The following is a 14,720-nucleotide window of genomic DNA, read 5'->3' as shown; positions in this document are numbered from 1 at the left end:
CAAATGATGTTGGTAAAGAGAAATCTTAGAATAATTTGGACAGAACAGAAAGAAGAAAACCTCTTTCTGTTCTGTTTATTTGCACGTTTTATCGAATTTTATCTCTACCAGTACGATTTGATGAAGAGCCATATATTCGCTTTTCTTAAAATAAGAACTTTTGGTTATGTAAAAGTCCTCTTGCTGCAAAGGAGTACTAATTTAGCATTTTATCTATAAAATAAGGGATTATTTTTCTTGTAGATTTAATTTTCGTTTTGTTGATATCTTCAAATCTTCCATTGAAAATTAAAGGTATATCGGCTTCGCCATACTTCGTAATTATATGAAGTTGATAGTTTGGAATTCCCTCGCTTTCGATATATGATATTTTCAGTGCATCACCTGGTTCTATTTCTTTTGATATACCAGTATCTTGATAAACTAGCTTACTATTTTCTTGCATTGATTTATATCTCATAATTTCTACTTTTATTGGTACATCAGCAGGTGATACTAAAACAACATTGGTTGGTTCTTTATCTATTTCTATCTCATCAGAAATATTTCTTGGATACAGATTTTGCTGTGTATTTATCGGGTAGTACTCTATTGAAACATCTTCATAGTATATTTTATTTTTGAAAAATCCAAATATTACAAAAGTAATCGCTACAATAGTAAGTATCAATTCTAGGATATCTTTAGGTGTGTATTCCTTGCCTAAATACCAATGTAAAAAATTATTCACTATTTTTATTAATGTATTTTGTTTTTTTTGCATTATATTGCCCTCCAATCCACAAAAATTATTTTATCATAACAAAATAATTTAGTAATTAGCCTAATAGAAAATATATGATGATGCGGTTAACCAATAATTCATCGGGAAATATTAAAGGAGAGTATAAGGTTGCTATGATAAATGATGGTATGTGAATGTTCCACAATGATAAAAATAGTTTCTTGTTGAGAGCTGTATATGAGATTTAGTGGAAGATTACCTAGTAATTATATTTTGGTATAACGAATGATAAAGAGGTGATGAAATGAATTGGTATAAGCCCGAATATATGGGTACTATTGCAGATTGGGTAGGTATATTGGTAACTGCTCTAACCATATTTTTAACAGTTAAATACTATTTAAATGATAATAGAAGAGAATTTAGAATAGTAATATATCCACTATATACTAAGAAAGAGAAAGGAATAACTTTTGATTCCGCTCAACCTTTATTTTATGAATTTTACGCAGTGAATTTTTCGAAAAATCCTGATTCCGTATATTTTTATACTATCAGACCTAAGAGAAATATTTTGGATAAATTATTTTTTAAAATACCAAATGTGCAATTGAGTTTAAGTAACCCATTTGAAGAACGACTTCCTGAGTATCAAACACTTGGACCAAAAGAAAGAACCAAAATAGAGAAAGTTAAAGTAGAATTACTATATGATCATCTTTCTTATTTATTTAAGCGTACTAGTACTAAAAGAAGTAAATATTTAAGAAAAATGACTTTAGAATTTGTGTATCTAAATGTAGAAGGAAAAGAATTTAGTAGGCAGATAGTATTTCCAATAGAATTAATACAACAATACATGGAGAAACAAAAAAGAGCGGCTAGAGAATTACAAAAAATAAAGCCATTAAAAGAATTTCTAAGTGGTGAGAATGATAGTAAATGAGCTGATAAGAAAAACGAAATTAGATCAAAAAAATTTCCATGATAAACGCTAGTATTCGAATATCCCACAAAGATAAAAAAATCTCCTTAATTTTGAGGGTTAGAATATATAATTACGTAATACAACACAAATTTATTTAACATTTTTGTTACAAAATAAATGTTAAATAAATCACAAAACATCATTTTGATATCATAAACGTTTGATTTGAACCTGTGTTCCCGTTATGTTAAAGTAGTTTCGTAATCCTCAAAGATTATATTTGCCCATAGAAGCCTTAGGACGCTTGTTTTTAAGGCTTTCTTTTGATTTAATTAAAATGGGAAATTATAATGAAAAGAGGAGTAAACATGAATATCGAAATATCAAAAATTATAGTTCATAAACTTAATCTAGGTGGTGCTATACCAATATTTAGTGATAAATGCATTGATTTAAATTCGGTTGACAATATAGATGATGCATTAGAGTATTTTAAAACGCATATAATAAATTCAAGAAAACAAAGTTTTATGAAGCGTTGTCAATTTGAAGATCTACCAGATAATACAGTACTTAATGATGTAAAAGAATTAGTAAGAGTTATGGAACATACAGGTGAATTTGAAAATCTATTTATAGAAAAATCAAAAAAGATGACTAAAAAATTATTTTCAAATATGAAATCTACTAGTTCTAAAAGTGATGGTTCATTATTTGTCATTTATTACTCTATTGACGGAGATAATTATATAGGCATACTTAAACTTGATCCAAATACTGGTATAGAAATTAATGACGATTTAACCATTAAAGTTAGAAAATCAATGTTACCTTCTATCAATGAGAAGCTACATAAATTAGCATTTATACTGATTAAAAATGAATATGTTGAGAATGATTTACATCTATATGTTTTAGATAGACAAAAGGGAAACAATGAAACGGCTAAATACTTTATGGAACAGTTTTTGAATGCTAGAGAACTATCAAACAACTCCATATTAACAAAAGAAGTAGAAAAGGAAATAATTAATGGCTATCAAAAAGTGGTTCCTCGCAATAATTGGCCTAAATTTAGATATACTATTCAAAAAAAATTTTTATCTGGTAAAGAAATCAATTTAGAAGAAGACTTGCCTAATTGGGTTAGACCCTTTTTAGAAGAAAATGATAGAGATATGGATTTAACTTCCCAAACTCAAATGATTTCTGGAAATATACTTTCTAAATACCCTGATGCTACAATGAAATTTGTACCTAAAGTAGATTTTAAGAAACCAACTATTTATCAATCGAAGGATAAAGAAATTGAAATAAGAATATCTAAGGATATAGATAATCAACTTATTATGATAACTGAAGAAGACCCAGAAACGGGAGATTTTATATTAAGAGTTAAAAGAGCACTTGATATACGGAATACAAAATTATAAGGAGGGATATAGAGGATGAGTTATCTAAGTCTTATTAAATTTATTGAAGTTTACGAAGATAGAATTTATGCTGAAACTGAGAGCTATATAGAATTCCGATATAAATGTAAAGTAAGCGAACTAGATAACTCATTGTTTGCTAAGACAACTGATTTTCTCTTTGAAGATTTTGGTATTATTATGGATGATTGTGAAATACCGTATGAGGATTTAGATACTTTCAAAGCGTCTTATGATGATGAAGGGGAAGAAAATAAGTATTTATTAATTAATGATGAGGTTACTTGCAAAGGGAAAATTAATAAAAAATTACTAACGGATTATCTCCCTATGAAGAATTCTTTTATTTTTACTTCCATATTAAGTTTTAAAGAGAATATGAATTTTTTAAGTATCAATGACAGTACTAAAAAAACCTTTGTAGGAATAATAAATTGTTCTGGTGAAATTTTTAATTCTGGTTTTATAATTATTAAATCAGCTAAGTTATTATCCATGATTGATGGTGAGGAGATATTACCAGAAGACATAGGATTGTTTGAAGCCTCTAATTCATTATATTTAGGAAAAGAATTTAATAATTACTTAGAATTTCCAAACACGTGGTATCCCAAATATATTTCTGGCGAAAATAACGAATTTTTAGATTTTATCTATACAAAACAAGTTGAAAGTTTTTTTTATTTCATTTGCAATAAAAAAACATCAGAAAATACATTTTTGATTAGGGGATATAAAAGTATTTTTTTACAGATAAATGAGTTCTTTTTTGAGAGAGAATTTTGTGATAAAATATATTTTTTATTAAATTTTTATGTTTCTTCAAACAATCAACAAGATAAATTAATAATAATGCGTAATACTTTTTCTTTGTTTCTTGATGAAAACTCCAATTCTAAAAATTTGAACGATAAAATATATGAAATAATTAAATCTATTAATTACAATTTTGATTTATATATACAAGATAAAATAAAAATTTTTTTAGAACAAAAGAATAAATTACTGCAAGAATCTATTAATACAACAAAAAAAATAGAGGATTTGACTAATAATTTAGTTTCGCAAATCAGAACGTTATCTCTAAGCTTATTGGGAACAATATTTTTAAGCTTTTTTAAAGAAATTTTAAACCAAAAAACTATGAGCATAATAAATTTAGTTTTGTTAAGTTATATTTTCTATTTTACAATAAATTTAATTATTGTTATTAAACAGAATAGGCAAAAAAATAGTTTGTTAAAAACATTAAAAAAGTATACTGAAGAACTTGGGGTTATAAACCAGCATAAAGAAAATATGATATCTTATGAATATTTGAAAAAAAATTATCTGCAAGAAACCATAATTATCTATGATAGTTACAGACGATGGATGATACGCGGGTTAGTATTTGCGATTTTTCTCTTTTTTATCATGTATTTGTCTAATCGTATTGACTCTTTCCACTATCCAAAAGAAATTTTCAAATTTTTAATTGGATATTAAAAAAGGATTCTTTGTCAAATGATGTTGGTAAAGAGAAATCTTAGAATAATTAGGACGAATGTGGGACAAAAATCAGAAAAAAACTGATTTTTGTCCCATTCTTTTTTCATTTGGAATAATTTGGATGGATGCGGGATAAATCTAAAAATCATTTTTGCTGCAGACTCTCGAATAAACGAAAGTCCAAAAGTCAGGTTTTTAGGGAATTTTAAAAAAATGAGTAGTACAAAAAGTGTATTGTTCGTTTTTCTCTCCAATTTCTCAAACCTAAACGACTTTTGTCTCGACCTCGTTTATTTTGGTTAAAAGGTTTTGTAATAACAAATCATGCTTTGAGATTTGACATCATAAATGATTCAAAAGGTATCTGTAGGGCATTTCAATACTCTGGTAGGAGTATTGAAACAGTGGTACATTGATTTAAATCATTGAAGTTGAGGGTGGACATGGCAGTACTGTAAGTGGGGAATGGTATTTTTTCGATAATAATTAGACTTAAGGACGATGGCGATGTTTTTCTATTGTGGTATCGTGACAATAATAAATCATATAGGGGATGAACCAATGGTTAAACTAATTACGAAACAATTTGTGCGATATTGGAAGATATGGTTATCTGTACTACCTGTTTTTTTGGCATCTGGGCTAGTTTTTAGCACTTCATTTACTATATTAAATGAAATGCGAGGGGTAAATAGTGTCGATATTGATGATTATAGTGTTTTCATGCAAATGCCTATAATAACTGGAGCTGTTATGTTGCTCTTGTTAACGACCAATACAATGAAACAGTGCATAGATTTTTTTGATGATACAAATGATATACTGCTTCTTTTAGGTGGCTCGCCAGTACAGTTGAGTTTCTTAATGACAGGTCAAATGTTATTGGTTGGCATCATAGGTACTTTTATCGGTAGTCTCTTTTCTATACCAGCAGCACAAGCCTTTTTCAGTGTTTTACCTTCATATTCTGCTAGGCAAACTTTTTCTCATTTAACTCTTCATTTGTCGTGGAATGTCACTTTTATTACCCTCTTACTTCAAATTTCGATTATTACGATTACTTGTATGCGTTATTGTCTTAAAAACTTCAAAAAAAGAAAGGGGATTCTTTCCTCGTACGATGCCTCAATCAAAACGAGATTGAACGGTAAATTTTTTGGGATACTTGCGTTGATCATCAGTGTAGGTGGAACCGTTTATTTATATTTTAAAAATGTACCAGATCCAGCTGTAGTCAAAGAATATACACGAAGCATGAATAATTCGATGAATATATTACTTCTTTTGTGGCTTTCTTTACTTGTTGGGATGAATTTTTTAGTACGACCAATATTTCGAGCGATAGTAAATAGAATTGTTGATTTGCCTAAAATATCAAAGCATCCAATGGTTCGTATTGCATTTTACAACATGCAATACAACGTGGAGGGGTTGGTTAAGTTAATTCGTCCAGTTAGTATCATCACGCTATTGCTTGGAAATTTTATTGCACTATTTCTTAATACAAGATTATTGATTGATGGGGCTAACAGTGGCTCCTATATTTCCGATCTAATACTCAGTCTCGAATTTTTATTTGGTGCGCCAATAATTATAAGCTTAGCTAATATCTTTGCATCGACTTGTCTGTTTAGAATGAAAACAAGAGTTGAATCAAAGAACTATTTTCATACAGGTTGTACACCAAACTGGATCTTCAAAACAAGAATGATTGAAATCAGCACGATCTCGATCATCTCAATATTGACTACTTTAATTGGGATGGTATTATTTGCGATTCCATTACTGAGAGTTACCTATCTAGGAGGAGGCAATATTTTTAAGGCAAATTGGTCAGTGAATATCTTGTTGTCACTTGGTACTTTTCTTTTGTTCAGTTTGGGCTTTATTGTGATTTATTGGTTTGAGCGTCATTCGTTAAAAAAATATGTTGAGTAGAATTATAAATAAAAGAATCAGACCATTTATTAAATCAAATAATTAGAGAGCGGTAGCCTAAATTGAAAAAAGCAAGGAAGTAGGTGATTATAAATAGTTTATAGCAAAAAAGTTATGACCTGCGTTATTGTATATGAATTAGATTTATAAACTAGATTGATTTTTATGGAGGTTAATTTCGATGAGACAGATAGTTATTTCAATCACAGGATTAAAAAAAGAAATAGAGCTCTCTAAAGGAAATCTTTTACAGGTGCTTGCTGATATTTCTTTTGATGTAGAGCAACAAGAGTTTGTGTCAATTGTAGGGCCTTCTGGTTCAGGAAAAACAACATTGCTTTATTGTATTTCTAGCTTGTTACCTCCCACAAATGGAGAGGTGTTGATCGATGGTAAATCACCTTATGGATGGAGTGCAGCGAAATTGGCAAAGTTTCGCCGTAAAAAAATCGGCTTTATTTTTCAAGATTTCCAACTGATTCCTTCACTGTCCGCCTATGATAATATGGTTCTTCCAGGAACTTTAAATGGTCATAAAATAAAAAAAGAAAATGTGTATTCTTTGGCAAAACGATTGGAGTTAAAAGCTGATTTACACCAGCCGATTGATGCTCTTTCAGGGGGTGAGCAACAAAAGGTAGCAATTGGCCGCACACTATTAGCGGATCCAGATATCTTGTTTTTAGATGAACCTACTAGCGCATTAGATACTCACTCACGTGTACTTATTATGGAAATATTGAAGGAATTGGTGAGTAAAGGAAAAACGATTGTTATGGTTACTCATGATCTAGAGTTAGCTAGCCAATCTTCAAGAGCAATCGTTTTAAAGGATGGCCACATTCATGATAATATTAGTTCGCCTACATTGGAAACCCTAGTGTTTTAAAGATTATTTCTCTGTTTATTGTTTATGAATAGTCATAGTTCTTATTACTGATATCACTATAGAGAAGTTTATATCTAAAAAAGATAAAATTAGATGTTCAATGAAAACAGCCCTTCAAAAATATGAAGGGCAGTACATATTTTAGGTAGTTAAAATCAAAATGGGTTTCCATATGTGTCCATTAATTCCCACTTAAAACCTGTTTAAGTACAGATTCTATAAGTTCACTGTCTTCTGGATGTTCCATTTGTAGTTTTGTTGCCTCCGCAGTTGCAGCACTATTTGGTGTTTGAACAGATTGTTTTACTTGAGGATCTTCTATAGAACTAATGTACTTGCTCTGTTTATTCCATGCATCTTTTATAGCTTGATAATAGTCGCTTTCAAGGCTATTGGTGGTTTGACTATTAGACGATGCTAAGCGTCCAGATTCAGCACTATTAGTAGAATGGTTATTAGAGGATGTCACGCTTCCGGTTTCTGTGGTAGTAGTGTCCGTGCCTGTGGGAGTAGAGGAGGAAGACATAGTTATTGATTTATTAGAATCTGAAGAAGATAGAGCCGCAGATGAAGACGAGGTGCTAGAACTATGACTGCTATTGTTATTATTGCCACAACTTGCTAAAAAAATTATTGAGCCTCCGATTATACAGAATGAAACTATTTTTTTCATGGTGTTCTCCTCTCGGTTTTGGGTAGTTCAATTATACCATGTAGCCTATTGGAATGGATTTCTATTTTGACTTGAAGTTCTTTCGTCTCTTAATGTTATATCTTGAAATTTCTATCTTTGCAGATGAGTTATATGCTCCAATGTGGTGTGAATCTGTTTGAAAATGAAGCATCTATTTTAAATACTCAATATGATTGTATGTGCTCGTTTCGAACATTATTGTTTTTTGTTTCATGGTTCTAATATTTTAGATTAACTATAAATTATGTAAGGAGAAATCAATATGGATGATAAATTTATCAATAAAAATGATTTAGATTCATTTCTTATAGGATATGTTCCTAAACGTTACTTGAATCAAAAAGAAGCGGTCAAGTATACAGGTACTTCAGCAGGAACGATCAATGAATGGGTAAAAGCAGGATTGAAAGTAATTATTTTTGGCGAAAATAGCCACCCAAAATATGACATCAAAGATATCGATGAATTTATTGCTAAGCATAAAGTATAAAGAAGTGGGGAAGGGGCTACAAAAGGATATTTATCATTGGAATGACATTAAAAAAACAGCAAGCTATATTATAGCTCACTGCTCGTGACAAATATGATTTGCCCCTGCCAAGGTAATTACATTATATCACATAGAGGAGCGATTTGATCTTAATATAATTACTTGAAGTATTATTTTTGTATTTGTAAAAAACGATTAAATGTGTACTTTGGCGGAGTTATCAAGAAAACCTAGGTAATCACTTAATAGAATCAGCAAAAATTCTTTTCAAAGTCCCTTGAAGATTGATAATGAAGCGGTTGAATCTAGCTTTTTAAAGAATAGAGAGTCACAAAACCAAACCCACAATTTGGATGGTAGATTGTTACACATCCGGCCGAGGACCTCCTGTTTACTCATTGTATCTTTAGGAAAAGAGACATTTGAATCCTTGATATCTAGTATTTGTTTGATGCTTTTGTCTATGCTTTCTATTTTCTTGATGTTGGACATCTATTTTTCCCTATAAATTGGTTTGGCGATTTAATTAGAGGATAACCAAGATGTCTTTTTGTTATAAAAAAATAATTGGCATTGCTACTCATAAGAGTAACAACACCAACTATTATAGAATCAATATAACACTATTAAACTATGGTCGAGCGTACTGATTTCCTCGAGTGGCACGACTATACCCAGCATTATCAGCATCTATTTGGCTCATATATTGATAATTATTTGGATTTGTAACACGAGAATAATATTTCCCACTATCTGAACGAGCGAAAACCATACCGTTTGTAGCAACAGACCATTGTCCATCGGCAGTGTATGAATTAGTTTGTTGTGTAGCTTGCTGCTCTTGAGCCTGACGTTGAGCTTCATCTGCTTGTCTCTGAGCTTCTGCTTGTTGCTTTTGTCGTTCTGCTTCAGCTGCCTCATTAGATTTTATGATTGAATCAACACTGGCTAAGCGATTCAATAATTCTTGGTTTTCCTCAGGTATAGATTGAATAGCTGACAATGCTGCATTGTAATTATCTCTAGTTGGCTCTGCTTCAGCTTGTGCTAGAATAGTTTTAGCTGTTGAGGTTTTTTGCCTAATTTCTTCTTGTTTTTTTTCCTCTTGATCTGCTTTGAGTTTAGCTTCTTTTTTTGTTTTTTCTTAGCTTCTTTAGCTTTTTGCTTCTCTTTTTGTTTTTTCTTAGTTTCGCTAGTTTTTTGTTTCTCTTTTTGCTTTTTCTTAGCTTTTTGTTCCTTCTTAGTTTTTTCTTTAGCCTTTTGTTCTCCAATTTTTTTCTTTTTAACTTCTTCTTTATCTTTTTTTACATCTTTTTCTCGGCTGTCGGAAGAGGCGGATATACTAGACGATGAATCATTAGTTTTTTTATTTACGTCTGCTTGAATAGGTGGAGCAAGAGTACCACCTACTATCATAATTATAAAAGCTGCTAAAATTCCAATACCAATCTTTTTCTTTAAACGTATTTTCTTAGAAAAAAAAGTATATGTTAAAGAAAATACTCCAAAAATAACCCCCAAAAATCCAACTAAAATTAAAAATGTACTCATTTACTCCTCCTTATTGAAAATATGATTTGATAAATAAAGTTGGTACTCTCACTTACGGCAGGCAGTGATAGTCGCCATTAATAAAAAGTATTCAATTTATATTGCGACTTTCCCCACAAAGTCAAAAAATTCAATACTTAATTATTCAAAAATCCAAAAAAACTATAAACATTTTTGAAAACCCATATAGATGAGTTTTCAAACTGATTTCTCGCGGATAATATCAGTGTTTCTTAGTATAGATAAAAAATCATTTAGTTCTTTAAATAATCTTTAGATAACACTTTTTGAAAAATGATATAGTTTATTTTGTGGACGCAAATAAGAGAGGTACTATTCAAAATACTTAATTAATTACCAACAAAATCGAATAGATACTTCTATATTTACCTTCAATTATTTTTTTATATCCTCAATAAATGAACACGATCCATGACTATGAACTATTTTTCACAAATGATAAAAAGCTAATATCATTCCTTAATTTATATCATGGAAGATTGAGGTAAAGATATTTTTTTACATATTAGCGCGTTTCAGGTATTAAAACTTACGCCATCTAAATTATAGCTAGAGTCCACTAATCAACCAGATATGACTAGAGTACTATTGCTAACACACTATAGATAATAGAGGTTATTTAATAAACAATAGCAGTACTTAAATGATTATACATTTTTTCTTGTAATAATTCTATCATCTTTTTAATACAAAGAGTATCTAAAAATAAAAATATCGGAGAGAGGAGAAAGTGGTTAGTGTTTCTAAATTGAATATACTGGATATTGAAATTGGAAAGAACTACTATAATTAGTGAGCTATTCTATAGTACTAAACTCTTAAATGGAAACGATTATTTCTTTATTGATATGGATAATAATTTATAGCTAAGTGTCAGACTTCAGTTATGATTATTATTGAGTATAGAAAACTAAAGTTCATAAAAAGTTTTCTCTATTTTAAGAACGAGACAATTTTTTTAATGGCTCATTGTTTATATTCGCTTTCGAATATTCACAATTTTTGAAATATTTCAAAAAATTAGACAAGGTCCCTTTATTTTTGAGCGTAACTACCATTCTATTTTGATTATAGTGAGGTTAGTACACAAAGGGAGCTGATCAAGCATGATGAGAATTAGAAATTATGCGCTGGCAACAAGAGATGTCAAAAAAAGTTTTAAAATGTGGAAGAAGAAGAAAAACTGGGTCTATGGAGCCATTTTATTTTTAGGTTCAGGAGCTGTAATGGCTGTAAATACCGGAAATGTCCAAGCAGATGAAGTGAATCAAGCAACTCCGATTGTAACTTCGGTTTCCACGGAGAAGACGGATTCTACCAATCAGGCGGCTAGTGATTCGAAACCTGTAACAGACAGTCAAAAAGCAACAGTTGGTGAAACGGCACAGTCAGCCGTCACTCCGGTAAACGTTGAGACAAGTAGCAATTCAAGTAATGATACGAATGTAAGCGCAAGTGCCGACAATACAAATCCAGCTGTTCCAGATGGTGCGACTGAAAATACTGGTGTGACTGCTAATAAAAATGCAGCTAATGCAAATGCTGATCCAAGCACGGATACGAATATAAGCGCTGGTGCTACTAGCAACGCTGCTGCAAACCCAACTGTCACTCCTGATACAGCTGAAAATACAGGTATTACTGCGAATGAAAATACAACTGCTAGTACAGGTGTAAATCCAAGCACAGATACTACTGTAAATGAAGGAACAAATGTAACCACTGATACGAATCCTGTGGCCCATACTGCTGTTGCGTCTGTTACGAACACAGCCGCGAATAGTGTTGCTACACCTGGTACAAATACGGCTGCCCCTCTCGCTGCAAACCTTGAAGCAGTACCAACTGTTGCAGCTAGCAGTCCTACTGACAATACCGGAGACTTGAATGCACAATTTTCCAATTGGACTGTAGCAGATGCTAATCCAGTTGCTACGGCTACATTTACGGTCAATGGTTCAGACTATGAAGTAACAATGAAAAAACCGGACAATCTCGGAACATTAGAAGCCAATACCATTGAAAAGACAGCTGAAGGGATTGCACATACTTATTCATATAGTAAGGGAAGTGGGGTTACTAGCGTCTATTATACTGTTTCTAATGGCACTATAGGCTGGTTCAATCAAATACCTGATAAAGCGTCTGATTCAAAGTATTATACCTCAATTGATAGCTCTGGAAATGGGATGTTTGCGCATGTCACTACCAGTGGTTCCTATCAAATCGCAGAAACGATACAAGTTACGAAAGATGGTAAAATTAACCATGACGTAACGATTAGAAACAAAAGTTCAGAGACGATTTCTAATTTGAGCGGTATGGGGGTCCGTTTAGATACTATGTTGGACGATAACGATAGGATACCAATCTATAGTGATGGCAATGGCGGATTCTACATTCAAAATGCTGGAATCACCTTGTACAGTTCGGCAGGTGATAATAGCAATGTATTGGCAGGTGAATATAATAAGACTGATCCATCTGAATATTTCCTATCGAGTGGTGCTGGTGGAACTGTTTTGTTACGGGACAGGGATACATCTATTCTGTATGAAACACCTGTCACTACACTTGCTCCAGACCAATCCGTTACCTTTGGTTTTACGGAACGGGTACTAGTAAATACAAAGGTTGTGGAACATTTTGTGGATGTCACAGGAAAAACGATTGCATCCGATATAGTAGTAGGGGGACAACCAGGGCAAGCATTTGATTCCGCAGCTCCTAAAATTCCGGGATATGCATATCAGTCAAGTACTGGTGATTTGATTACTACCTTTGGCTTAGAAGACAAAGAAATCACGAACATCTACAAAGCAATCGATTACACGTTGACAACATACTATATCGATGAAAATTATCATTCACTGCTTCCGACAGTGACTGATCCAGCAATCTATCATATTGGGGATCCCTACCAAACACAAGAAAAGACAATTGAGGGTTATGAATTGACAAAGATGCCAGACGAAGCTAGCGGTAACTTCGGGGCAGGAGATCAGGCGGTTTTTTATATATACAAAAAGTCAGACCAAAATGTCACTGTCAAGTATATCGATGATGCGACACAAACGACACTCAAAACAGATCAAATTACAGGGAAATCAGGAGATCCAACCAACTATTCAACGGCAACTGCGTTAGATGGATATCAATCGAATGGTTACAGCATTGTGTCAGATGGAGTACCAGCAAATCTAGCATATGACACGGATAAAACGGTCGATCAAGTGTATGATGTGCATCTTACACATGCCATCAAATCAAGTACCAAAAAAACAACGCGAACGATTCATTACGTTGTAACAGATGGTTCGACTCCAGCACCAGCGGATAAGGTCCAAGAAATCACTTGGGCAATCAATACCGATTTAGTGACGGGTAAAGAGGTCGCTACACCACAAGCCATCTATCAATCAGTCGATACGCCAAACCTAGGAACAACGAGTGATGCAGAGGGAAATCAACAGGCGTATGTACCTGACCAAGCAAAAGTAGCGGAACAAGCTATTGCGCCAACGACTGATTTGACTTCTTTGAAAGATAGCAATCTAACAGTCACTTATAATCCAGTAATGGTTGCTAAAGGAATCGAAGTGGATATTAGTGACCAAAATATAAATATTGATTATATCGATGATGCGACACAAACGACGCTTAAAACAGATCAACTTACAGGAAAAATGGGAGCGACAGCTGATTATTCAACTGCAGATACTGTCACTGAATTGCAATCCCAAGGCTACAAACTTGTTTCGGATGGAGTACCAGCAAGTTTGACGTATGATAACGATACAGCGGTGGATCAAGAGTATGCTGTCCATCTTACACATGCCATCAAGTCAAGTACCAAAAAAACAACGCGAACGATCCATTATGTTGTAACAGATGGTTCGACTCAAGCACCAGCGGATAAGATCCAAGAAATCACTTGGGCAATCAATACCGATTTAGTGACAGGAGAAGGTGTGGCTACACCGAAAGCCATCTACCAAGCAGTCGACTCGCCAAACCTAGGAACAACTAGCGATGCAGAAGGAAATCAACAGGCGTATGTACCAGACCAAGCAAAAGTAGCGGAACAGGCGATTGCGCCAACGACTGATTTGACTTCTTTGAAAGATAGCAATCTAACAGTCACTTACAATACAGCAATCGTTGGTAAAGGGATCGAAGTGGATGTTAGTGACCAAAATATAAAGATTAACTATATCGATGATGTGACTAAAGCAACAATTAAAGCAGATCAGATGACAGGAAAAATGGGAGGGACAGCTGATTATGCAACTGCAGATACTGTCACGGAGTTGCAATCCCAAGGATACAAACTTGTTTCGGATGGAGTGCCAGCAAGTTTGACGTATGATAGAGATACAGCAGTTGATCAAGTGTATGATGTGCATCTTACACATGCCATCAAGCCAAGTACCAAAAAAACAACGCGAACGATCCATTATGTTGTAACAGATGGTTCGACTCCAGCACCAGCGGATAAGGTCCAAGAAATCACTTGGGCAATCAATACCGATTTAGTGACGGGTAAAGAGGTCGCTACACC

General features: G+C 32.8%; 11 protein-coding genes. 7 read left to right on the top strand and 4 right to left on the bottom strand.

Features of this window, described 5'->3' with window-relative positions:
* Window positions 1-196: 196 nt before the first annotated feature.
* The gene (locus tag FGQ66_RS04725) at window positions 197-763 is read right to left on the bottom strand and encodes a hypothetical protein (protein ID WP_138301872.1); all 567 of its coding nucleotides are present in this window, start codon (window positions 761-763) and stop codon (window positions 197-199) included.
* 265 nt (window positions 764-1,028) lie between these two features.
* On the opposite strand from FGQ66_RS04725, the gene FGQ66_RS04720 reads away from it, so the two are divergent.
* The 5 genes from FGQ66_RS04720 (at window position 1,029) to FGQ66_RS04700 (ending at window position 7,403) form a co-directional block, all read left to right on the top strand.
* Window positions 1,029-1,670: a hypothetical protein gene (locus tag FGQ66_RS04720; protein ID WP_138301871.1), complete on the top strand. Its 642-nt coding sequence runs from the start codon at window positions 1,029-1,031 to the stop codon at window positions 1,668-1,670.
* A 350-nt stretch (window positions 1,671-2,020) separates the two neighbouring features.
* A complete protein-coding gene (locus FGQ66_RS04715; RefSeq protein ID WP_171024568.1) occupies window positions 2,021-3,085 on the top strand; it encodes a nucleoid-associated protein in 1,065 nt (354 codons plus the stop codon).
* Between the two features lie 15 nt (window positions 3,086-3,100).
* The gene (locus FGQ66_RS04710) at window positions 3,101-4,573 is read left to right on the top strand and encodes a hypothetical protein (protein WP_138301869.1); all 1,473 of its coding nucleotides are present in this window, start codon (window positions 3,101-3,103) and stop codon (window positions 4,571-4,573) included.
* Between the two features lie 564 nt (window positions 4,574-5,137).
* Entirely contained in the window at window positions 5,138-6,514 is a 1,377-nt protein-coding gene (locus tag FGQ66_RS04705) for a hypothetical protein (RefSeq protein ID WP_138301868.1), read from the top strand.
* Between the two features lie 181 nt (window positions 6,515-6,695).
* Window positions 6,696-7,403, top strand: coding sequence for an ABC transporter ATP-binding protein (locus FGQ66_RS04700; protein WP_138301867.1), 708 nt, complete (start codon window positions 6,696-6,698; stop codon window positions 7,401-7,403).
* Between the two features lie 181 nt (window positions 7,404-7,584).
* On the opposite strand, the gene FGQ66_RS04695 is transcribed toward FGQ66_RS04700, so the two are convergent.
* The gene (locus FGQ66_RS04695; protein WP_138301866.1) at window positions 7,585-8,076 is read right to left on the bottom strand and encodes a hypothetical protein; all 492 of its coding nucleotides are present in this window, start codon (window positions 8,074-8,076) and stop codon (window positions 7,585-7,587) included.
* Between the two features lie 283 nt (window positions 8,077-8,359).
* Here FGQ66_RS04695 and FGQ66_RS04690 point away from each other — a divergent pair, with 283 nt between their 5' ends.
* The gene (locus tag FGQ66_RS04690) at window positions 8,360-8,587 is read left to right on the top strand and encodes a helix-turn-helix transcriptional regulator (RefSeq protein WP_113845694.1); all 228 of its coding nucleotides are present in this window, start codon (window positions 8,360-8,362) and stop codon (window positions 8,585-8,587) included.
* 631 nt (window positions 8,588-9,218) lie between these two features.
* Here FGQ66_RS04690 and FGQ66_RS15380 read toward each other — a convergent pair.
* Together FGQ66_RS15380 and FGQ66_RS15375 are read right to left on the bottom strand one after the other, a co-directional pair.
* Window positions 9,219-9,590, bottom strand: coding sequence for a hypothetical protein (locus FGQ66_RS15380; protein WP_230315249.1), 372 nt, complete (start codon window positions 9,588-9,590; stop codon window positions 9,219-9,221).
* Window positions 9,591-9,634: 44 nt separating this feature from the next.
* Complete coding sequence (locus FGQ66_RS15375) at window positions 9,635-10,138, bottom strand: hypothetical protein (protein ID WP_230315248.1); 504 nt, start codon at window positions 10,136-10,138, stop codon at window positions 9,635-9,637.
* A 1,127-nt stretch (window positions 10,139-11,265) separates the two neighbouring features.
* On the opposite strand from FGQ66_RS15375, the gene FGQ66_RS04680 reads away from it, so the two are divergent.
* Window positions 11,266-14,720: mucin-binding protein (locus FGQ66_RS04680; protein ID WP_171024567.1), on the top strand; the 3,455-nt coding region annotated here is incomplete at its 3' end.

Source organism: Enterococcus sp. BSD2780061688st2 D3 (genome assembly GCF_005844145.1).
Lineage (GTDB): Bacteria > Bacillota > Bacilli > Lactobacillales > Enterococcaceae > Enterococcus_B > Enterococcus_B durans.
Note: the sequence above shows the minus strand (reverse complement) of the source record. Positions and strands in the feature narration are given on the sequence as shown.